22 protein-coding genes are annotated in these 19,264 nt (G+C 59.2%); 8 read left to right on the top strand and 14 right to left on the bottom strand.

The features are described 5' to 3' along the window. Positions 1–4: 4 nt before the first annotated feature. Genes AC3WWH_RS14135 through AC3WWH_RS14095 form a run of 9 tightly spaced genes read right to left on the bottom strand, consistent with a single transcriptional unit; the run spans position 5 to position 6,378 of the window. Entirely contained in the window at positions 5–280 is a 276-nt protein-coding gene (locus AC3WWH_RS14135) for a hypothetical protein (RefSeq protein WP_082663648.1), read from the bottom strand. Positions 281–316: 36 nt separating this feature from the next. After that, positions 317–1,252 carry a TrbL/VirB6 family protein gene (locus AC3WWH_RS14130; protein ID WP_113511676.1) on the bottom strand — a complete coding sequence of 312 codons (936 nt, stop codon included), beginning with the start codon at positions 1,250–1,252 and terminating at the stop codon, positions 317–319. Between the two features lie 22 nt (positions 1,253–1,274). Continuing rightward, positions 1,275–1,487: an EexN family lipoprotein gene (locus AC3WWH_RS14125; RefSeq protein WP_058328670.1), complete on the bottom strand. Its 213-nt coding sequence runs from the start codon at positions 1,485–1,487 to the stop codon at positions 1,275–1,277. Beyond that, on the bottom strand, positions 1,484–2,182 hold the full coding sequence (gene virB5, locus AC3WWH_RS14120) for a P-type DNA transfer protein VirB5 (protein WP_113511678.1): 699 nt from the start codon (positions 2,180–2,182) through the stop codon (positions 1,484–1,486). The genes AC3WWH_RS14125 and virB5 overlap by 4 nt, the downstream gene beginning before the upstream one ends. Then, the gene (locus tag AC3WWH_RS14115; protein WP_492377077.1) at positions 2,182–4,548 is read right to left on the bottom strand and encodes a VirB4 family type IV secretion/conjugal transfer ATPase; all 2,367 of its coding nucleotides are present in this window, start codon (positions 4,546–4,548) and stop codon (positions 2,182–2,184) included. The genes virB5 and AC3WWH_RS14115 overlap by 1 nt, the downstream gene beginning before the upstream one ends. Next, positions 4,541–4,882 carry a VirB3 family type IV secretion system protein gene (locus AC3WWH_RS14110; RefSeq protein ID WP_113511682.1) on the bottom strand — a complete coding sequence of 114 codons (342 nt, stop codon included), beginning with the start codon at positions 4,880–4,882 and terminating at the stop codon, positions 4,541–4,543. Before AC3WWH_RS14110 ends, AC3WWH_RS14115 begins: the two co-directional genes overlap by 8 nt. 4 nt (positions 4,883–4,886) lie before the next feature. Continuing rightward, positions 4,887–5,186 carry a TrbC/VirB2 family protein gene (locus tag AC3WWH_RS14105; RefSeq protein ID WP_113511684.1) on the bottom strand — a complete coding sequence of 100 codons (300 nt, stop codon included), beginning with the start codon at positions 5,184–5,186 and terminating at the stop codon, positions 4,887–4,889. Beyond that, positions 5,183–5,854: a lytic transglycosylase domain-containing protein gene (locus AC3WWH_RS14100; protein ID WP_113511686.1), complete on the bottom strand. Its 672-nt coding sequence runs from the start codon at positions 5,852–5,854 to the stop codon at positions 5,183–5,185. Before AC3WWH_RS14100 ends, AC3WWH_RS14105 begins: the two co-directional genes overlap by 4 nt. Before the next feature lie 2 nt (positions 5,855–5,856). Continuing rightward, on the bottom strand, positions 5,857–6,378 hold the full coding sequence (locus tag AC3WWH_RS14095) for a hypothetical protein (RefSeq protein WP_113511688.1): 522 nt from the start codon (positions 6,376–6,378) through the stop codon (positions 5,857–5,859). Positions 6,379–6,473: 95 nt separating this feature from the next. Between AC3WWH_RS14095 and AC3WWH_RS14090 the strand changes: the two genes are divergently transcribed. Then, complete coding sequence (locus AC3WWH_RS14090) at positions 6,474–6,842, top strand: helix-turn-helix domain-containing protein (RefSeq protein ID WP_113511690.1); 369 nt, start codon at positions 6,474–6,476, stop codon at positions 6,840–6,842. A gap of 203 nt (positions 6,843–7,045) precedes the next feature. Here AC3WWH_RS14090 and AC3WWH_RS14085 read toward each other — a convergent pair whose 3' ends face one another. The 3 genes from AC3WWH_RS14085 to AC3WWH_RS14075 all read right to left on the bottom strand — a co-directional run bounded on the left by AC3WWH_RS14085 (position 7,046) and on the right by AC3WWH_RS14075 (position 10,474). Then, positions 7,046–8,509, bottom strand: a complete 1,464-nt coding sequence (locus AC3WWH_RS14085; RefSeq protein ID WP_492377076.1) for a hypothetical protein — start codon at positions 8,507–8,509, stop codon at positions 7,046–7,048. A gap of 118 nt (positions 8,510–8,627) precedes the next feature. Next, a complete protein-coding gene (traR, locus tag AC3WWH_RS14080; RefSeq protein ID WP_440660847.1) occupies positions 8,628–9,332 on the bottom strand; it encodes an autoinducer-binding transcriptional regulator TraR in 705 nt (234 codons plus the stop codon). A 182-nt stretch (positions 9,333–9,514) separates the two neighbouring features. Beyond that, positions 9,515–10,474: a LysR family transcriptional regulator gene (locus AC3WWH_RS14075; RefSeq protein WP_492377075.1), complete on the bottom strand. Its 960-nt coding sequence runs from the start codon at positions 10,472–10,474 to the stop codon at positions 9,515–9,517. Between the two features lie 149 nt (positions 10,475–10,623). On the opposite strand from AC3WWH_RS14075, the gene AC3WWH_RS14070 reads away from it, so the two are divergent. Further along, entirely contained in the window at positions 10,624–11,529 is a 906-nt protein-coding gene (locus AC3WWH_RS14070) for a nucleotidyltransferase and HEPN domain-containing protein (RefSeq protein WP_113511696.1), read from the top strand. Between the two features lie 185 nt (positions 11,530–11,714). On the opposite strand, the gene AC3WWH_RS14065 is transcribed toward AC3WWH_RS14070, so the two are convergent. Then, a complete protein-coding gene (locus AC3WWH_RS14065; RefSeq protein ID WP_492377074.1) occupies positions 11,715–12,020 on the bottom strand; it encodes a hypothetical protein in 306 nt (101 codons plus the stop codon). 92 nt (positions 12,021–12,112) lie between these two features. Then, complete coding sequence (locus tag AC3WWH_RS14060) at positions 12,113–13,267, bottom strand: amidohydrolase (RefSeq protein WP_113511700.1); 1,155 nt, start codon at positions 13,265–13,267, stop codon at positions 12,113–12,115. Between the two features lie 693 nt (positions 13,268–13,960). On the opposite strand from AC3WWH_RS14060, the gene AC3WWH_RS14055 reads away from it, so the two are divergent. From AC3WWH_RS14055 to AC3WWH_RS14030, 6 genes are all read left to right on the top strand, one after another. Continuing rightward, positions 13,961–14,209, top strand: coding sequence for a Y4oE-related protein (locus AC3WWH_RS14055; protein WP_492377073.1), 249 nt, complete (start codon positions 13,961–13,963; stop codon positions 14,207–14,209). Positions 14,210–14,426: 217 nt separating this feature from the next. Then, positions 14,427–15,467, top strand: coding sequence for an ABC transporter substrate-binding protein (locus AC3WWH_RS14050; RefSeq protein ID WP_492377072.1), 1,041 nt, complete (start codon positions 14,427–14,429; stop codon positions 15,465–15,467). Between the two features lie 125 nt (positions 15,468–15,592). Continuing rightward, entirely contained in the window at positions 15,593–16,357 is a 765-nt protein-coding gene (locus AC3WWH_RS14045) for an ABC transporter permease (RefSeq protein ID WP_492377106.1), read from the top strand. A 15-nt stretch (positions 16,358–16,372) separates the two neighbouring features. Beyond that, on the top strand, positions 16,373–17,176 hold the full coding sequence (locus AC3WWH_RS14040; RefSeq protein WP_492377071.1) for an ABC transporter permease: 804 nt from the start codon (positions 16,373–16,375) through the stop codon (positions 17,174–17,176). Then, positions 17,173–18,261 (top strand): ABC transporter ATP-binding protein, encoded by a 1,089-nt coding sequence (locus AC3WWH_RS14035; protein WP_492377070.1) that lies wholly within the window; start codon positions 17,173–17,175, stop codon positions 18,259–18,261. The genes AC3WWH_RS14040 and AC3WWH_RS14035 overlap by 4 nt, the downstream gene beginning before the upstream one ends. Positions 18,262–18,384: 123 nt before the next feature. Further along, a complete protein-coding gene (locus tag AC3WWH_RS14030) occupies positions 18,385–19,245 on the top strand; it encodes a TauD/TfdA dioxygenase family protein (protein WP_492377069.1) in 861 nt (286 codons plus the stop codon). Positions 19,246–19,264 lie beyond the last annotated feature (19 nt).

Below are 19,264 nucleotides of genomic sequence, written 5' to 3'. Positions count from 1 at the left end.
AGCGTCACCCTTTGCACGAACGATAGGAAGCGTCGATGTCGAGATGGGCAAAGGCGGGAGGTTCCCTGCCCTCTTCGACATAAGCTGTGGCGACGGAGTGAGAGGTCGCCGGTCCCACATCGGACTGTTTCTGTTTGAGGCTGCTATTGTCTTCCCACTGCCACATCGAGCGATTGAGGGGGCGGCGCGAATAGCCATCGCATTTCGGGAGCGGATACGTCAGCGATGCGCAGCCGCTTAAGGCGACCACTATGCAGAGCAGCGGAAATGTTCTGATCATTCCTGAAGAGCCTTTTTCTTGTTCGTGCGAAAAGCGTCACGATCCGGAGCCTTTCGAGCTGAAGGTTCGACCAATGGCGCGGACACCCCGTCCGGTCGCACCGGCGGTATGGGACGCCGCCCAGGCGAGCGTGCTTTCGTGGGCGTCGCGTGCAGCGCCGTAGCCGTAGGTCAACGACGCGCCGCCGGCGGCAAGCGCTGAAGCGATGTTCGGAAGCTGATAGAAGACATAGAGAGCAGCGAGGCAGATGGCGCACAGCGCGGTTGGACGCATCAGCACGTCGCTGTATCCTTCGATCGCCGTGAAGGTGGTGTCTATGCACGTGATCAGCAGAGAACCGACGGCGATGACGAGGACCTGGAGGATCACGAAGTTCGCAAGCTGTCCGAACCAGGCCTCGGTGAAGCGACGCGTCGCCTGGAACATGGCGAGCGCCACGAAGATCGGGCCGATCGCGAGCACGATGGCGAGCGCCAGCCGGGCATAGAGCGATACGATATAGCCAATCGCCGCGACGATGAAGCTCGCGCCAATGACCATCATGCCGCCGATGCCTGTCACGACATCGACCGGCCAGGAGGCGCGGGCCCAGATCTCCTTGGCACACGCGTGCCCCTTGTCGAGCAGGCTGTCGAAGGTCGATGCACTTGGTGCTGCGCCCGCGTTCAACGCCTGCGAAATCTCACGCGGCAATCCCTCGAAGAAGATGTCGGTGACATAGGTCTGGTATTCGTCGGCGTCCCTCACCAGCATCACGATGATTGCTAGCTTGATCGCCCGAAATGCGAAGTCGAGGATCGGTTCCTGGACCGAGCCGCGGAGCACGAGATAGCCGTAAAGCACGACATAGAGTGTGATCGCTGCTGTCAGGGGGCCCGAAATCCACTCTGAGACGTTCGAGGTCCCGTCGGAGACGAAGGTCTCCAGCGGAGCCTTGAACTGCTCGTCGACAAAGGCAAAGACCTGATACATGCCTCAACCTCCAAAGTACCTTTCACATCCGTTTAAGACGGGCCTTGAAGTCTGCGGCTGCTGCGTTTTGGCAATTCGGGGTATTGCCTAATTCACCAGGATTGTTGCGGCACGTCGCGATGATTTCGGACAGGAGCGCCTCGTCGGCCATGAGTTCGTCGACAGTGTAGATTCGCTCGGCTTGCTCGGAGCAGCTGACCAATAGGACAGCTAGAAGAACGACATGCCTCTTCATTGCAGTGCCGCCCCCATTGCGTCCAGGCGCCGGCGCCAGTCTTCCGCCTTGCGCTGCTCGTCAATCTGGGTCTGAGCCTGCTGGACCATTCGGAGGGCCTCCATACGCAGTATATCGGTCTGGAGGAAAGCTGTTTCCGCCTGAAGTCGCGCCTGAAGGTCGGCAATGTCCTTGGCATCGCCCGCCGTCGAAATCTTCTCGCGCAGCTGGTCAATGCCATCGACGCGCTTGGCCGCGGCATCGTAGATCTGCTGCGCTAGGCTCATCTGCCCGGCATGCTTGTTCTGAATGCGCGAAAGCTCCTGCGCGTAGAAGTCATCTGCGCTGGTCCGATAGGTCGAATTCCCCTCAAGGAACTTTGAGGCCGTATCGCCGAACACGCCCGTGCCGCTTCCTTTCAACAGCCCCTCGATGACGTTAAAGTCCCCGGGCAGCGCCTTGCGGACGGCAGGATCGTTCAAGACGCCGGCAACATCCGCCATGTCGGTGATCTTGTTGAGTGAGCCGTAAAGCTGCTGCGCCTGCTCGATCTGCTGGTTGAGCACATCGAGCTGGGCTTTCAGTTGGGCGATACTCTCGAGGTGCTTGGCGATCGCGGTCCGGTCGATCACCGGGATCCCCTGCCCGGCTGCCGTGCCGGCGGAGAGAATGAGCGCGGCGGTCATTACCGCGCCGTGAATTCGATAGGAAGCCATTAGCTCAAACTCCTTCTTTGCTGAAAAATCGGAAACCAATCCGCGAGCCGGTCGCCAACTTCTGTGCGGATGGTATCGGCGAGTTCGACATTCGCGGTGCGGCCTGAGAGGATGGCGAGTTCGTCGTCGAAACCACCGAGGTTCAGTTCCGCGACGACGCTATTGTGCCCTTGCTTCAATATGAATCGGCGGCTCTCGACGGAGAGCTCGCGTGCAATGAGTTCGTACTCCCGCTCGGTGAGCTTGAAGCCGTCGACATAGTCGGCGTGGTTACCGCGGGCATTCGGTAGGAATATCTGCGTCGGACATTGCTCGATGATCGTATGAGCGATCGGCGATACGATCGCATCGCGCGGGCTCTGCGTAGCAAAGAGCATAAGGCCGTTTTGCTTGCGGATCGTCTTGAGCTTGTTCTGTGCGAGATCGCGAAACCCTTCGTCCTGGAGCGCCTTCCAGAACTCATCGATAACGATGATGATGCGCCTGCCATCGATCAGCTGCTCGACCCGGTGGAAGAGGTAGGCCATCAGGGGCGTGCGGATTTCCTCGTTGTCGAGGAAGTCGGTCATGTCATAGCCGACAAACTTGCCGCCGAAGCCGATGTTCTCAATGATGTTATCGAAGACCCAACCGAGCGGCCCTCCTCTCTCCCACCGCCGCAGCCTCGCGGCGATACCATCGGGATCGGTGTTGTTGAGGAACGTCCTGAGTGCGCCGATCGTCCGGCGCTCCACCGGCAGGTCGGCAAGGCCGTCGATGGCCGAGGCGATGTCGCGGAGTTCGGTCACAGTCAGCTCCCGTGTTGCCGAACCGACAAGCCTGCCGATCCAGCGCGTGAGAAACACCTTGTTCTCCGGCGTCAGTTCAAGTGCCTTCAGGGGAGCGCACCCGGACGGGGCACCATTCTTGAGCGGCAGATAGGTGCCGCCGGCGGAGCGCACGTAGAGATCAGCTCCCCTGTCCTTGTCGAAGAACACCACATGCGGGTCATGTTTCTCGAGCTGGGACAGCAAGAAGTTCAAGAGCACGGTCTTGCCGGCACCGGACGGTCCGCAGACGAATGTGTTACCGAGATCGCCATAATGGAAATTGAAGTAGTACGGTGACCCCGACGCCGTCTTGAAAAGGGCAACGGCAGGTCCCCATTCGTTGCCGTCCTTCCGACCGATCGGGTAGGAGTGGTATGGCGCGAGCGCCGCGAAGTTGCGGGACGTGAGCGCGCCGGACCGGGCGCGATAACGGAAATTGCCCGGCAACTGCGCCCACCAGGCAGCCTCAAGGCCGAGATCCTCACGCGCAACAACTGCACCACCACTGGTCAGACCGGCGCGTGCCTTGGCGAGATTGTCGATCAGCTCCTTCACCGACCGAGCAAAGACGGCAAGCGTCAGATGGTGTTCGCCAAGTACGAAACGATTGGACTCCAGATCGTCCAGCGCTTCATCGATCTCCTCAATCTGGGAGAACGCCTTGTCGCCGCTGCTGACCATCTGGTTCTGCTTGCGGCCCATGATGACGCGGGCGTCCGCCTTCGATACGAAGGAGAAGGATTGCGCCAGAATTACTTCGAAAGGACTGGTGAGCACACTGTCGAGCATGCCGGTCCGAGTTCTGGCCGGATATTCCTTGAAACTCAGCATGCCGGCAAAGCGACTTTCGGCCTCGTGGCGAATCTCGATCGTCTCGCGGCCGAAGATGACCCGATCGGAATAGATCACTGAGCCGATGCGACCCTCCGTCAGTGGAACCGGCTCCCGCCGGCCGCCGACGAGCTGGTGCAGCACCTCGCTCGGCTCCGAGAAGATCAGGCCTCTGTGCTCGTAAAGCGACAGCACGCGGGGATCGAAACGCTTCAACGCGGCCGTAACGTCGACGACCTTGTCTCGAAGCTGCTTGAGAGCCTCCTCGTCCAATTCGACACCCGCCCGACGGGACTGCAACAGACGCGACAAGAACGTCGCTGCCTTGTCGGCCGGGTCGCGTGCAGGAGACCAGTGGATCGTAAGATAAAGATCATTCCGGAACAGATCTTCGCCCACCATGCGCTCGCGGTATTTGTCGTTGAGCGCGGCCGAAAATGCGGTCGTGAAAGTGCCCACGGGATAGTCGCCGTCCCGGCGGCGAATGAGATGGGTCCACAAAGCGAGCCGCTCGTCGGCGATGTTCCGATAGAGCGTATTGAGGTCGCGATGGAGAGCGTTCAGATCGAGGGCGTCCGCGGTCTCGAAAGAGACGCCCTCTAATGCGATCATCACCATCAGTGCCCGGGAATCGAGCGCGATTGTCGACTCGTCGACGTGGCGGACGTAGGGGATGAAGGTCTCAGGACCGAGTTCGCGAGATCTGAGTGTGGCGAGGTTAGGCAAGTCCGAAGTCCCTTTCGTCGTAATTGCGCGCGAGCTTCAGGGGGCTAAGCGTCGCTCCGCCCCAATAGCCGCTGTTGCGGGACCGACCGCGTGTCTCTACCCAGGCCAGCAAGATGCGGAACATGTTGTGGTCGTGTTTGACGAGTGCGCGAAACAGCAGATGGAAGACGACGCCAACGAGCGCATAGGCGACCGAGCCTGCGACGATATAGAGGATGGTCGTCAGCATGATATTCACGCCCATGGCTTCCATCGTCACGCCGGCGATCATTGCCGGCCGGGTGCAGGCGATGAACAGCGTGTCTTCCTCAAGGATTGGCCGCGAACTTGCCATGGCGTCAGCTTCCGACGATGGTGTTCACGAGTTCGGTAGCGCCGAAGATGCCGCCAATGCCGATGATCCAGAACCCTGCGCGCCTCAGATCCATGTAGCCGAACATCCAGGCAATGCAGATCACGATCACCGCGATGACGGCCAGAAGCTTGGCGATATTGCCGGTCAGCATATCGACAATGTTCTGCAGCACGGTCTCGATGCCGGCGGCCTGCGCGAAAGCAGGTTCGACCATGGATGTAACGATGGCCACTGCCATGACGGCGGATGCGGCGATTGGGCGGATACGGGCGCTGAAAATCATTCACTCTCCTCCATTTGACTATTCTGAAACACGAGGACGGAGGACCTCCGTCTCGAACTGAAAACGTCCCAGGACGGCACCGACACCGTTCGATCAGCCTGGGCCTCGTCCTTGCGGGCAGCGTCGATCGCCTCGACAAGAGGCGCTTCGTTGAGCTCCCTCTCCCGCCCACCATCTTCGATCATGAGAGTCGTGATGTTTCTGGCGAGCCGGCTTCTTTCCCGGCGGACCTGCTCATCGTACCGGACCATCGCGCCGATAGAGGGATCGTCCCGTCCGTAGTATGAGTGCAGCATCACCTGTTCGGCCCGGTTCGGGTCCGCTCCGGCTTTCACCGCCAGCCGGTAATATCCGTCGAGAGTGGTCGCCGTGGCCCGAAGGTTGAGGCACGGGTCGAAGGCATCTGAAATCGAAAGGTTGAGCTTGCGGAGTTCTTCCATGCCGATGCCGCCGAGACCGAGCTGGATGTCCTGCCGGCCGGCTGCCAATGACGTGGCGATTGCGATCGCCTCCACCTTGGTCGTGGGCTGCCTGGAGAGTGGTGCGCCGCTGTTGATCCGGATGGCGAAGGGTTCGAACCGGCTTTCAAGGCTGACGATGGCGGCGAGTGTCTCGGCTGCAACTATGGGCGCGCACGTTTGCGCTAAATCGAGGAAATCAACTGGCATGCTCAGTACCACACTCGTTGCTTGCCAACACCGTCGATGGTCACGTCGATGTAATGGGGTTGCGGGCGGACATTCGGTCGCGTCGTCACGTAGCGCTGGCATGGCCTACGGCCGTCTCTCCGCCGCCACGCTGTCGACGATGTCATCCGATCATCGTTGGGGTAGCATTCAGCGTTCGAGACGGTCTGTGGCGTGGTCGAGATACAACTCACTTCGAGCCCGCGGTCTCCATACCGCGTCGTCAGGCGATAACCGTTATTACAGTAATAGGGCTCCGATCGGGGACCCGAGGTCTGAAACCCAACGCCGCTGCAGGTGGGAAAGGAGTGCCCTTTTGCAAGTGCGCGCCAGAGCTTGTGGATTGGCGCCCGGCACTCCGCATATTGCGTCGGACCACTCGGATTGGAAAGGCACAGGATAACCTGGCAACCCCATTCAGCCGCGCGCGCTTTACTGTCGAAAACAGGATAGAATGGCGCTAGACTGGCTGCAGCGACAAATGCCCGTGCGAGAGACTTATTCATGACCACCACCCTTCACTGACGCGATTGTGTGCAATCCTAACAAGCAGCGCAAATTGGCGACGCGTTTTACAATCATATAACTGATAGTATAAAAAATGACAAGCACACTCAATGTTCATTGGCAGAGCCAGCTGTTTTCGGCTTACGCTTTGCAAGAAGTTTTCGACAAACCGGTTGAGGGAGAGACGCCGCAATCGCGTTTGAAGCAGGTCGGGATGATGACGGTGCTCTATATGATGCATCAAAACCACGAAAAGCTAACCCTCTCGAATATAAGCCGAATTACCGGGCTGACGCGCAACGCTGTGGCGGAATCGATCGATCCTCTCATTGAGCGGGGCATATTGACCGAAACGATTGTGAAGAACTCGATGGGACGAGGAACTGCGAGGCAGTTTGAGTTCTGCTCGGACGTTTTCGATCGCCTAAGGTTAAGCCCGGAGCAGCGAAAACCTGGAACGTAGTAAGTTTTTTGCGACACTAACAACGGCCCACGGCGGCGGCGTTGGGTCGGGGCCACCTTTGGTCGTGGCCGCCAAGAAGGCGTTAGTTTGGGGGGCCAAAAACTTCAATTCGGCCATCCAGATCTGCTGTTCGACGGCCAGCGGGCGAATGCCTGCATCGCGGTATTCACTTACTGAGGCAGATTCCCAAAGAGGTACGCTATTCACCTGGCCCTACGCCGCAGCCCTTCCAGTAACGGTCGCAGTTTGTGCTTGCGCCGGTGCTGCTCGATGAGCCCATCAAGGTGCTCAAGCCACTGGTCGGACCGTCCGCAAACCTTATGCGCGCGTGCGGCAATGCCGAGCCACAGCGCGGCCGTCTCATAGCGACTTGATCTTCCTTCAGACATAATCGGATCGGCCATGCGGCAGGCAAGGACAATCACCCAATCGGGGTGATCGGCCAATGCCCGTTCAGCAAGCCGACTGAGCGTCGGGTCACGCGAACTGAAGAAGCGCGTTTCCTGCAGGTTTATGCAAGCAACGGCGTCGGCGACCAAGTCCTCGTCGAGCAGGATCTCGATCCGCTCATTGGCGTAAGGTGCGGCCATCAGCGTCGCAAGCAGCATTTCGCGCAATTTCGGCCAGTCCGACGGACCGGCGAGTTTCTCGGCCACGCGGAAATCTTCACGTGCAAGGCTTTCCTCAAAGGCTACGCGCGCTGCCCTGAACATCATATCCCGGTTGCCCGCCTCATGCGCCTTCTCGCGCAGCCAGCGGGCCAGCATTGCCCTTCCCGTTCTGTGACGCCAATTTTCGTCACCTTCGCCGCGCCCGTCTCGCGACAGCCCCCAGGCGGCAAGGTCGATCGCGGTATCCACCCCGCCGACAGCAGCGACGGCCTCGGCAAGCCGCATGACTTCACCATGTGTCGCCAGGCGCACATGGGCGAGGGCGACCGCCTCATCGACACGTCCCGTCTGCGCCAGCTTCACAACATGATCGCAGTGAAACCTCGCGGCACGGGAAAGATTGAGGAAATGCTCAGTACGCCCCATGGCTTCGAGCGCGGCGAGTCGGGCGCGCGTCAGATCGTCATCGAGCGGATCGTTACCTCCCCCGGGCGGCCAGCTCTGCCCAAGCCCTGCGAGCGTCGCCTTAAGGCCTGGCTCGTCCCAGCCCTGCATGCAAGCTGCAATGGCAGTAGCAAAGGCATCGTTGGCGCCGAATTCTGCGAGTTCACCCTGCCAGTCGGCCAATTCGTCGGCGAGGTCATCGCGCGCCTCCTGTGAGACACCATCCATGAGGGCGGCTTGAGCGATCAATTGGTCAAGCCGGGGAAAGAACTCGCGCGGGGTTTCATCCCAATCGGCATTTTCCGGCCAATATGCGGCCAGCCCCGAGGCCACGGGCTTCAAGATCGACAATGCATGGGCGCCGCGCCCTGCGGCAAGAAAGGGTTCAGCCGCGTCAATCAGTTGTTCGAGCGCCGCTTCATCGTTACCCGCAGCCCGCTCGCCCCAGCTGTGCCGATGCCGCCCCGAAGCGGTCGAACAGAAAAGCGCTTCGGCGCGACGACGAAACGGCACCGGATCGAGCAGCGTGCTTGCCTCGTCAGCCACCGCAACCGCGAATCTGGCATCGAGCCAAAGGGCAAAACCCTCGTCTCTCCCGGCGCGTTCGAGCACAAGCGCCTCAAGCCGTTCACGCGAAATCGCCCTTAGACGCTCCGCGCGCTTGTTCTCCGCCTTCATCTGCGCTCCTTAAAACTTCGACTTCAGATGCTTGGCGGCGATGCGTTTGGCTTCAAATCAGCTTTAGCTTCGTCGCCAGCGCCGTCGCCTGCGGGAGCGAGTAGGCATTGAGTTTCCTGCGCGCATTATTCATGTGGAAGTTGACGTTCCAGTAGCTCATGTTCTCGATGGCGGCAATTTCTCTCATGGACTTGCCCTCGGACGCCCACTTGAGCATAAGCGCCTGTCGAGCGGTCAGGCCGATGCTCAGTTTTGCTGTGGGTTCAATGTCCGTTTGCTCGATCCGCACATGAAGCTGGGCGACCGCCGCGGCGGCTGCTACCGGATCGATATCCCTTTTCAGCGAAAGGGAAGTCTCGCGCGAGGCCATTGTCAGCATTGCCATACGTCTGAACGCAGTCGCGACCGGAATGGTGATACCCGACCGAATGCCAAAACCGGCGGCATCCAGATAAAACTGCCGAACGCGCCTCGATCTGGCAGTTCTTGAATTTTCGGAAGACCAAGTGAACGCTTTCATCGTGGCCCTGGCAATCTGGATTACCGGATCGATCTCGTTGAAGCTCTTGGAGAAATACCAATCTTGCCATTCGGGATGATAATTCGACACGGCGAATGTTCCGATTGGTTGAAGATTAAGGTAGGCGTAATACTCGAAGCCGAGTTCTTCAGCGAGCTCGGTGAGCGCTTCGTTGAACATCTCCTTGGTACGCGCCACGGCGGAAACATCAGTTAGCTTCTGAAACCAGCTCTTCACCTTCTCCTCCTTTTTTTGCCCTCTCGTCTTACTGAAGCAATGCTCGGCCCAGCAACAGTCTGGACCTTTCGTCGGTTCCCATAGACCGGCGTGCGAAGCAGCCGGGGAGTTGTGCTCCTGCCTCAACTCGCCTTCAATATGAAGGTCCGAGGACCTCGTCGCCAACCCTGGCGGTGCCTACTCTAGTCGCCGTGCGCCGGCAGACGGCGCTTGGTGTTGTTTCTTCCGGAATAGTCGCCCACAGCTTTAAGCGATCTTGATGCCGCTGCCAGCGTACGGGCAATTTCTACGATCTCTTCACGGTTCGCGGTAGGGTCCTCCTTGTTCCAGGCAAGCCCCATGCCGATCGTGAAATCCACCCCCTCCACTTCCCGAAGGCGAAACGACTGGTGTGGCAAATCCCTGGTCCATTCCGGCACGAAACCCACGCCCATCCCGGCCGCGACCAGCGAAACCAAGGAGAGTGTGTCGTCGCAACTGCAGGCAACCTGATCGAGAAGGCCAAATTTTCTGAACTGCTCGAAGAAGTACTTTTCCGTGTAAGTTAGATTTGAGCGGGAAAAGGAGATGATTCGCTCCCGTTTCAGATCGCTCATTGTGACGGTTTCCGCCGTCTCAAGCCGGCCGCCAAGTGGCACTGCCAGAAGATATCGTTCGTTGGCGATGCTCTGCCAACGGAGCGACCCGATGTTTTCGACCGGCCGGATAAAGCCGAGGTTGATTCGGCCCTTCTCCAGGTCGCGGATGATTGCATCCGTGGAACCGCTACTCACGTGAATCTGGATATCGGGAAATCGCTTGCCGAGCTTGCTCAGAAAAAGCGGCAAGACACCGAAGGTCGCAGGATATATGGTTCCAATCGTGATCCGATCGACATTCTTGCCTGCAACGGCCCGGACGATCGCTGAACTGCTTTCGATTTCCCGCAGAACACGAATGCACCGCTCGTAGAACACTTCGCCGGGTTTTGTCAGTTGAACACGGCGCGTCGAGCGAATGAGAAGCTGGACGCCAAGCTCCTTTTCCAGCGCCTGGATCTGCAAGCTGAGGGCAGGTTGCGCCATAGACAGCGCCGCCGCGGCGCGGCCGAAATGAAGCTCCTCAGCCAGCGTCGCAAAACATCTCATCTGACGGAGTTCCATTCCCGGCCCTCTGCATCCGCGCAATCAATCTACAAGCCGGTAGATCATTCATTAATTTCCTCTGTATATCAATATGCTGTTTTTTTATAATCAAATGCCCATGAATTTCGGTAGTAGACGGCGAGTCGTCTTTATCCTATCGGTTGAATATGAAAACGAGCCTCGAACATCTTCCCGAGAAGAAACAGCGCGAGCTTGCCCGCGTTGTGGAGATCATCCACGAGGAGTTTGCCGATGCGCTCGAGGGTGGCTCGGCCGACTTCAAGAAACGCGGCCGGATCCTGAAGATTATCCTGTTCGGTTCCTACGCCCGCGGAACGTGGGTCGATGAACCGCATACGATGAAGGGTTACCGCTCCGACTACGACATCCTCGTCATCGTCAATTCGAAGAAGCTCGCAGAACCGGAATACTGGGATAAGGCAACCGACCGGTTGATGTGGGACAAGGCGGTGTCGACGCCGGTGGGGCTGATCGTCCATGGCGCCCGAGAGGTGAACAACTTCCTTGCGGACGGGCAATATTTCTTCGTCGACATTCTGCGCGAGGGCATCGTGCTCTACGAACTCGACGACCGGCCACTGGCCGAGCCGAAACGACTCTCGCCTGCCGACGCGCTCAGGGTCGCAAAGGAGCATTTCGAAAGACAATGTGCGAGCGCGAAGTACTTTTGTCAGTTGGCTCGGTACGCTATCTCTGACGAACAGAGAAGTCATGCAGCGTTCAATTTGCACCAGGCAGTAGAGACAGCCTATTCTTGCCTGCTCCTCACACTAGCCAATTACAGCCCGCCGTCGCACAACCTCAAATTTCTCCGCGGTCTCGCCGAGGATCGGGATCAACGGCTCGTCGAGGCTTGGCCGCGGGACCAGCATCGCTTTACCGCCTGGTACAACATTCTCAACGAAGCCTATGTGAAGGCCCGTTACTCCAAGCACTTCGAGGTCACCGAAGAAGCACTCGCCTGGCTCCTCGGCCGGACGGAACATCTCCACCGCCTCGTCGAGACAATCTGTCAGGAGCGGCTGGCGGAATTGGAATTGGGCTCAGCCTAGCTTCCAAATTTACATCTCCGCACGGCGTGCGTTGAAATGAGCTCAAGGCGCGATCAACCTCTGGATCGTGCCGCCCGAAGGCGTCCTTGACCATGCCCGAGACGTCGTTGACATCGCCGATGCCGTCGGCGCCCTGCGTATTCGTCAGCGACGAGGTCCTGTATACGTCCTGTTTCCAGGATGCATCAATTAGCGGTCCGCCTGGTGCATTGGATTTGCTGCTTGATGCAGGCGATCTCAACTGTCGAGCATTCGGCAATGCCGTTTACGACAACGCAGTGCGAGCATTGATCGGTGAATTCCAGGCAATCCGGATTGGCCTTGATGAAGTCCTGCAGGCTGGCATTCTCGATCGGCTGCCGCTCAGGAACAGCATCGGCACCCGGCGTATCCGCCGCATGAGCGGCGGTCATCCCCGCGATGGCAAGCGCCAGGCAAAGCGCGACACGAATGCTGGACTGCCTCATCCCTTGCTCCTCTTCAGCGTACATCCGACGCGACGTGAAACGGCTCTCCTCCGCAACTGCGCAATGTCAGAGAGTGCCGTCACAACAGCCGCCGTGCAATCGACCTCCCGCCGCTCTCACCCCAGTTCGTTGCGGATCGCCCGCATGAACACCCTGGCGCCGATGCCGATCAGATCGTCGGGAAAGTCATAGTCCGGATTGTGCAACCGCGCATGGTTTTCGCCGGCGCCGAGGAAGAACATCGCCGCTGGCGCCACGCGCCCGAAAAGGCCGAAATCCTCCGACCCCTTCATCGGCAGCACGCCCTCGCCCTTGTCGTGGCTGACGCCCTCCTCGTCCATGGCGCGTTCGAGCGCGGTGACCGTCGCCTCCGCATTGCTGCACTGGTGGAACACGTCCTCATAGCCGATCGTCACCTTCAGGCCGGCAGCCTCCGCCTCCCTGGCAACCAGCGCCTCGGCGCGGGCCACGAGGTCGGACATGCGCTCGTCGGTGAGTGTCCTGAGCGTCGCCCAGATCTCGGCATAGCCGGGGCTGATGCCGAAGGCCGCCTCGCCGAGCCGCGCATGCGTCACCGTGACAAGCGTATAGGTGTCGTCGAGCGGCCCGTTGTTGCCGAGCGCCGTCAGGCCGGAAAGCAGCGCGGCAACAGCAAAGGTCGGCGCAATGCCGTCCTCCGGCGTCGAGGCATGCGCCGTCTTCCCCGACAGCGAAATCCGCATGCCGCGCGAGGCGCAGTTCACTGGCCCGCTGCGAAGCGCCGCATGACCAAAGCCGATGCCCGGAAAATTGTGCAGCGCGAAGACGAGATCCGGCTTGATTGCCGCAAATTTCGGGTCGGCGAGCACGGCCGCGGCACCCGCGCCGTTTTCCTCCGCCGGCTGGAACATCAGGATCGCCCTTCCCCTCACCGGCCGCTCGCGCCCGAGCCCTTTGGCCAGCGCCGTCAGGATCGTCATGTGCCCGTCATGGCCGCAGAGGTGGCCTTTGCCCTTGATCTCCGAGCGATGGGAAATCTCGGAAATCTCTTCGATCGGCAACCCGTCGAGCTCGGCCCGCACCATGACGGTTCGGCCCGGCTCGCGTCCTTCATAGATCGCCGCAACCCCATGCCCGCCAAGGCCGGTCATCACCGCATCCGGTTTCGTCTCAGCCAACGCCTTGACGACCGTTTCCGCCGTCTCCCGCTCCTCGCCCGAGACCTCCGGCCGCCGGTGCAGGTCGCGCCGAAAGGCGGTGAGTGCCTCCAGTTCACGGTCGATCAGAAACATAACGCCCCTCACGTTCTTTATCCGGACAGAAGCTCCAGTTTCCGGCTTCATTGCTCACGTGTTTGGACAACGCATGATGCTGGCCCCTTCAAAAGTCTCCCAACCACAACCTTTAGACCATCTCCGCTATTGAAAGAGAAGAGCGAACCACACTCAAGGCACAGCGACCGCGTACTGACTTCAACTCCGTCTTGGCACTTGCGTTGCCGATCGCAATGGAACTTGTTCGCCCCAGTTGCAATCAGGAAGCTGGTTGCCGGGAGCCGCGCTCAAAGTATGGACGGCTCTCGCGCCGAACTTGGGGCGTTGAATGGCCTGTTAGGCGGATTCGGATGCGACACGTCTCTCGCCAAATTGCTTAGAGCGTGTCGCGCAAGCCGCGTCATTTCCGGTTGAATGGCGTGCCACTCCCAATTGCTGCAACCCCAACATCGTGCCACGGCAATCGTGAGTTACGAAAAATTCGTCAGGCGGCAGTCAAAGTAGCTAGGGCAAGATCTCCTCCGCGTTGGCCCAAGGCCTCCAAGGGGTCGATGAACGATGTCGGCGGAGAATTTTGACTTCTCCCAGAGCGGGAAATAGGCTAAGATTCAACCAGCTCGATATGAGTGGCATGTGTTTCCGGACGACGCGATCTTCGCTGTGAGACCGTCCGGCCACATTTCCCCGCCGGACTCTCAAAGGAGAGTCGCCATGTCGAAGCCATTGAAGAATGCAATTGAACCGTCAACCGAGGCGGATGCACAACATGACGTCGCGGTTGCGGCGGCTGTGGAACTTGCAATGGAGTTTTACGGCTGCGACGCCGTGACCGCCGCGGCCAAGCGCGCGTTCGAGGCCAGGGACCTCAATCGCGAAAGCCATTACCGGTTCTGGCTTCATATCTTCAAATCCCTGAAATCCAATCCAAACCTGGTCACCGAAATCTGCCAGCCGGGGTGACGGAGCGGCTGCCTATGGCAGCGCGCATAAACCCAACGCTCGGATTCATAGAGCTTGAGGCACACAAGACCGAATCCGATGCAAGCCGCCCGCCAGTCCAGCGAAGGCAACACAATTTATATGATTTCCGCATCAATACCGGGAAATCAATATTGGAGATCGCAAGACTGACGGGCGCAATGTCACCGAACCGACAACACCAACAAAGGGGATCGTCATGAGGTACACTGCGCTGTGCGCACCTGCGATCGTATCAATGGTTTTGGCTGCGAACGGCCACGCCGAAACGCTCATCGTCAACAGCTATGGCGGGCCGTACGAAACCATCATTCGGGAGCGGATCATTGAGCCTTTCGAGGCTAAATTCGGGATCGAGGTAATCTACGACGCTGTCGGTTCGGCCTCCCAGGATTATGCCAAGATCAAGGCCACCGACGGCCGCCCTGGCTTCGATGTCGTCGTAATGACCGCTTCTCAATCGCTCGAAGGGTGCAAGGAAGGCCTGCTTGAGGAATTCTCATCAGAGGAGGTTCCCAATCTTGAGCATCTGTCATCGGTAATTGCCGGCGTTGCTGGTCCCTGCGGCGCGGTTCACGAAGTGCAGTATCTCTCGCTTCTTTACCGGACGGACAAGCTGGCAGAGCGTCCGAACTCCTGGAACGCGCTTTTGGATGATGGCCTCAAGGGCAAGATCATCCTGCCGACATTCCAAAACGTGATGGCCGCCTACCTGATGGAGATCTTCTCGGTCGCCCATGGTGGCGATCTACTCGAGAACGTCGATCCCGGCTTTGCCGCCATGGCCAAGCTTGCCGGGCAGTCGATCGGCTTTGAGCAATCATCCTCAGTCATGGAAACGTACATCAAAGGGGGCGACGTCTGGGCCATGCCCTTCTGGAATGGGCGCGCGCAACTGCTCATCGATAGCGGTTTGCCGGTCGACTATGTCCTGCCGAAGGAAGGATCGATCCCCTTGGTCGCAACCCTGAACGTGCCGAAGCACGCGGCGAACCGAGACGCAGCTCTCAAGTTCGTCAACTTCTTTCTCGAGAAATCCAGCCAGGAGGCATGGGTCACCGGCTACAAGGTCGGCAGCGGTAGGATCGACATCGAGGTGCCCGCCGATATCCGTGCCAAGCAAATCACCACCGAGGCGGATCTGAAGGCCCTTCTATTGCCCGATCTCGCTGCGGTCGCGACACGGCTCTCCGCCTGGGGCGAACGATGGGAACGTGATGTCGTCGCGGCGGCCAAGTGAGGTAGATCATGGCCGTCATTATTTGCTCCACTCCGACAAAGCCCCTGCGCGCCGTGGTCCCTGTCAAGGGACTTGTGCCGCTGATAGCCCCGTCGCTCGTCCTTGTGCTCTTTTTCGCGATACCGATGGGCATGATGATCGGGATCAGCTTTCAAAGTCAAACGGAGGACAGCCCGACACTTGCGAGCTATAGCCGCTTCTTCAGCAACGACCTGGTCCTTGTTGGCCTGGCCCGCACCGTCGTGATGTCGGGCCTCGTTGCGCTCTGCGTGACCGTCCTAGCCTACCCCCTCGCCTACTATCTGGCACGCGCCACATCGCGCTGGCGAACGGTCATCTTCGCGCTTGCCATTGCGCCGGAACTGGCGGGGGTCGTGCTTCGCACCTATGGCTGGCTCATCATTCTTGAAGATCGCGGCTTCATCAATTCCGCGCTGATATGGACCGGATTGATCACGGAACCCTTGCCCTTGTCGAAGAACCTTTTCGGCGTCGTGGTTGGGCTTACTCACGTCATCCTGCCATTTGGCGTGCTGTCGCTTCTGACGAGCCTCCAGGGTATCAACCCCAATCTGGAAAAATCTGCGCAAATTCTTGGCGCGTCACGTCTTGCTGTTATCCGGCACATCATCCTGCCTCTCTCTGTGCCGGGAATCGTAAGCTCTTTCTTGATTGGCTTCACCATGGCCGCAAGCGCTTATGCGACCCCGGCCCTCCTGGGCGGCGCTGGCTTCAAAGTCATGGCCACAATGGTCTACGAGCAGGTGCTGTTCTATCTCGACTGGCCCTTCGCGGCGGTGATGGCGAACGTTCTGCTCATCCTGATGCTGGCCGCCGGCTTTATCGGATCCAGGCTGGAGTCGCGCCTCCACCAAAAACTTCACCTTTAATGTCGGGAGGCTCCAATGAACCGACTGCTCACATATTTGTTCAGGATGGCGCTTGCCGCCATCCTGGCCTTCATCACTCTTCCTCTGGTCGTCGTCGTCGCGGCCTCTTTCAGTCCCACTTCGGCCGTGACGTTCCTGCCAAGCGAATGGACCTTGCAATGGTACGCGGCGCTCTGGGACAGCCGCTGGCTCGATCCGTTTCTACTCAGCGTCGAACTTGCGGTCATCGTGTCGCTCGCAAGCGGACTGCTCGGCGTCCTTGGAGCCTACAGCGTCGCCTACGTAAAATGTCCGGGGCACACCGCCATCATGGCGTTCCTCTTGTCACCCATGTCCGTCCCACAAATCGTCAAGGGCGTGGCGGTCGTTCTTTTTCTGTCCTCGATTGGACTTTACGACCTGCTCGGAACGCCCGGCCTTGTCATGGCTCACATCATCCTGACGTTGCCCTACGTCGTGCGCATGGCGGCCACCGCGATGTTCGGTTTCGACAAGCGCCTTGACCGCGCGGCACGCATACTAGGCGCCAGTGTCACGCGGAGGATCAGATATGTGCTGTTGCCGCTGATCCGCTCCGGCCTCTTCTCGGGGATGACCTTCGCCTTCATCATTTCCTTCAACAACATCCCGCTCTCCGTCTTCCTGGTCAGACCCGGCCAGACGACACTTCCGATTACCGTCATCAACCATCTCGAATACAGCCTGGATCCGGTGCTTGCGGCAGTGAACGTCGCGTCACTCCTCTTCATCCTTGGCGCAATCATCCTTTTCGAAAAGATCGGCGGCTTTTCCGCCCAATTCCACGGGGGTAGCAAATGACCACCATCGATATTGAACTCCTTTCCGTCAGCAAGCAGTTCGGTGCAAACCGGATCGTCGACGATATCAGCCTTGCCATCCCGAAGGGAAAATTCGTCAGCATTCTTGGTCCGTCCGGATGTGGCAAGACGACGACCCTGAACATGATCGCCGGATTTGAAGCGCCCTCTAGCGGGCAGATCCGAATTCGCGGTCGCGATCAGGAAGGCGTCCCGCCGGAAGCCCGGAAAATCGGACTGGTCTTCCAGAACTACGCACTCTTCCCGCATATGACGGTCGCCCAGAATGTCGGCTTTGGCCTAAAGATGCAGGGCCGGCCCCGCGAGGAAATCGCCGACGGTGTCTCACGAGCCTTGAAAAGTGTGCGTCTCGAGGGCTTTGAGGATCGTTATCCGAAGGAACTTTCAGGGGGCCAACAGCAACGGGTCGCGGTCGCTCGGGCGATTGCGCCCTCACCGTCGGTGCTGCTTCTCGATGAGCCGCTCTCAAACCTTGACCTTAAGCTCCGGGAAGCGATGCGCGTCGAGCTGAAAGAGATCCAGGAAGATCTCGGCATGACCTTCATCTATGTCACACATGACCAGGAAGAGGCGATGGCCATGTCCGACCGGATCATCGTCATGCAGGGCGGAGTGGTCGCGCAGGAAGGAGCGCCCGCGGACATCTACGGCCGCCCGAGGACCTCCTTCGTAGCGGATTTCATCGGCAAGTCCAATATCCTCCCGGCATCCGCAGAGACCGGGACCGATCGGAACCTGAAGGTATCCCTCGGCGCGGGAAAGGCGGTGCTCACAGCCGCGCGGGGAGACGACGTCGCTCCTGACAATGTGCGCTTCTGCTGCATCAGACCGGAGGCCGTCAGGCTCGCAGATGCGGCAGGGGCGCTCGACGAGCCTGCAAACCGCCTGACAGGTACCATCCAAAAGGTCGTCAATCTGGGCGCCTATCTCGAGGCCTGGATGCTCGTCGATGGCGGGATCACCTTGAAGTCCATGATCCGCTCAACCCGCCTCGAGAAGCTCTCGGCCGGCTGCCGCGTAGACCTCGCCATCGCGCATTCCGCTGTCCAACTGCTGGAGCAATAGCGAGATTTATTACTATCCATTATCAATGCGAAAGAATTGATATTGGAATATCGATTTATCACTCCGCTAAGCTCGATGTGATCCCGAGCCCGGGATCTTCCCACACGGAGGCGAAAGATACACATGAAAACAAGAGTTTCGGCAATCCAGAATGACAGCAACGTCTGCGCAGACATCGTCGGGTTCGATTTCTCCGGCTACGACGACGCGGACATTGCGGCGGTTCGATCCCACTGGCTGCAATATGGCGTCGTCCGCTTTCGGGCGACCGATATCACAGACCAGCAGCAGGTCGACTTCTCCCGTCACTTCGGTGATTTCGTCATCCATCCCAAGCAATTGCAGGAAGGCGGACACCCGATCCATCGCGAAATCCTGGTGATCAGCAATGTGATGAAGGACGGCAAGCCGAGCGGCGCGCTCGGCAACAGCGAAGCGACGTGGCACACGGACACATGGTTCTACGAGCGCCCACCTGCCGGCGCCATCCTCAGGGCGATCGCGGTTCCCCCTTCCGGCGGCGACACGTATTTTCTGTCAACCTACCAGGCTTTCGAAACGCTCCCTGAGGAGCTGGGCAGGGCCGTTGAGGGGCGGCAAATCTTCTTCCAGAATGTCTACGACAAGACGGGCAAGTTGCGCCTCGGGAAAGGCGAACCGACGAGCACGGATTTTCGGGAGTGGAGTGGCGTTGTCCATCCGTTGGTCAGAACTCATAGCGAGACGGGCCGCAAGGCGCTTTATCTGGGTGGAACGTCGGAAGGGGCGTGGATCGTCGGCATGCCGCTCGATGAAAGCAACGACCTGATCTCAAGGCTTTGGGAGCACACCACCAACGCGCCTGAAGTCTTCGTCCAGAAATGGAGCGTGGGCGACATCGTGATGTGGGACAACCGTTGCACAATGCACCGGCGCGATTCATTCGACCCGAATACCATCCGGATCATGCATCGGACGACGACATCCGGCGAGCGCCCGGTCTGATTTGTGAACCATAGGGCAG

The organism is Ensifer sp. EB106-03-01-XG145, from assembly GCF_058792075.1.
Note: the sequence above shows the minus strand (reverse complement) of the source record. Positions and strands in the feature narration are given on the sequence as shown.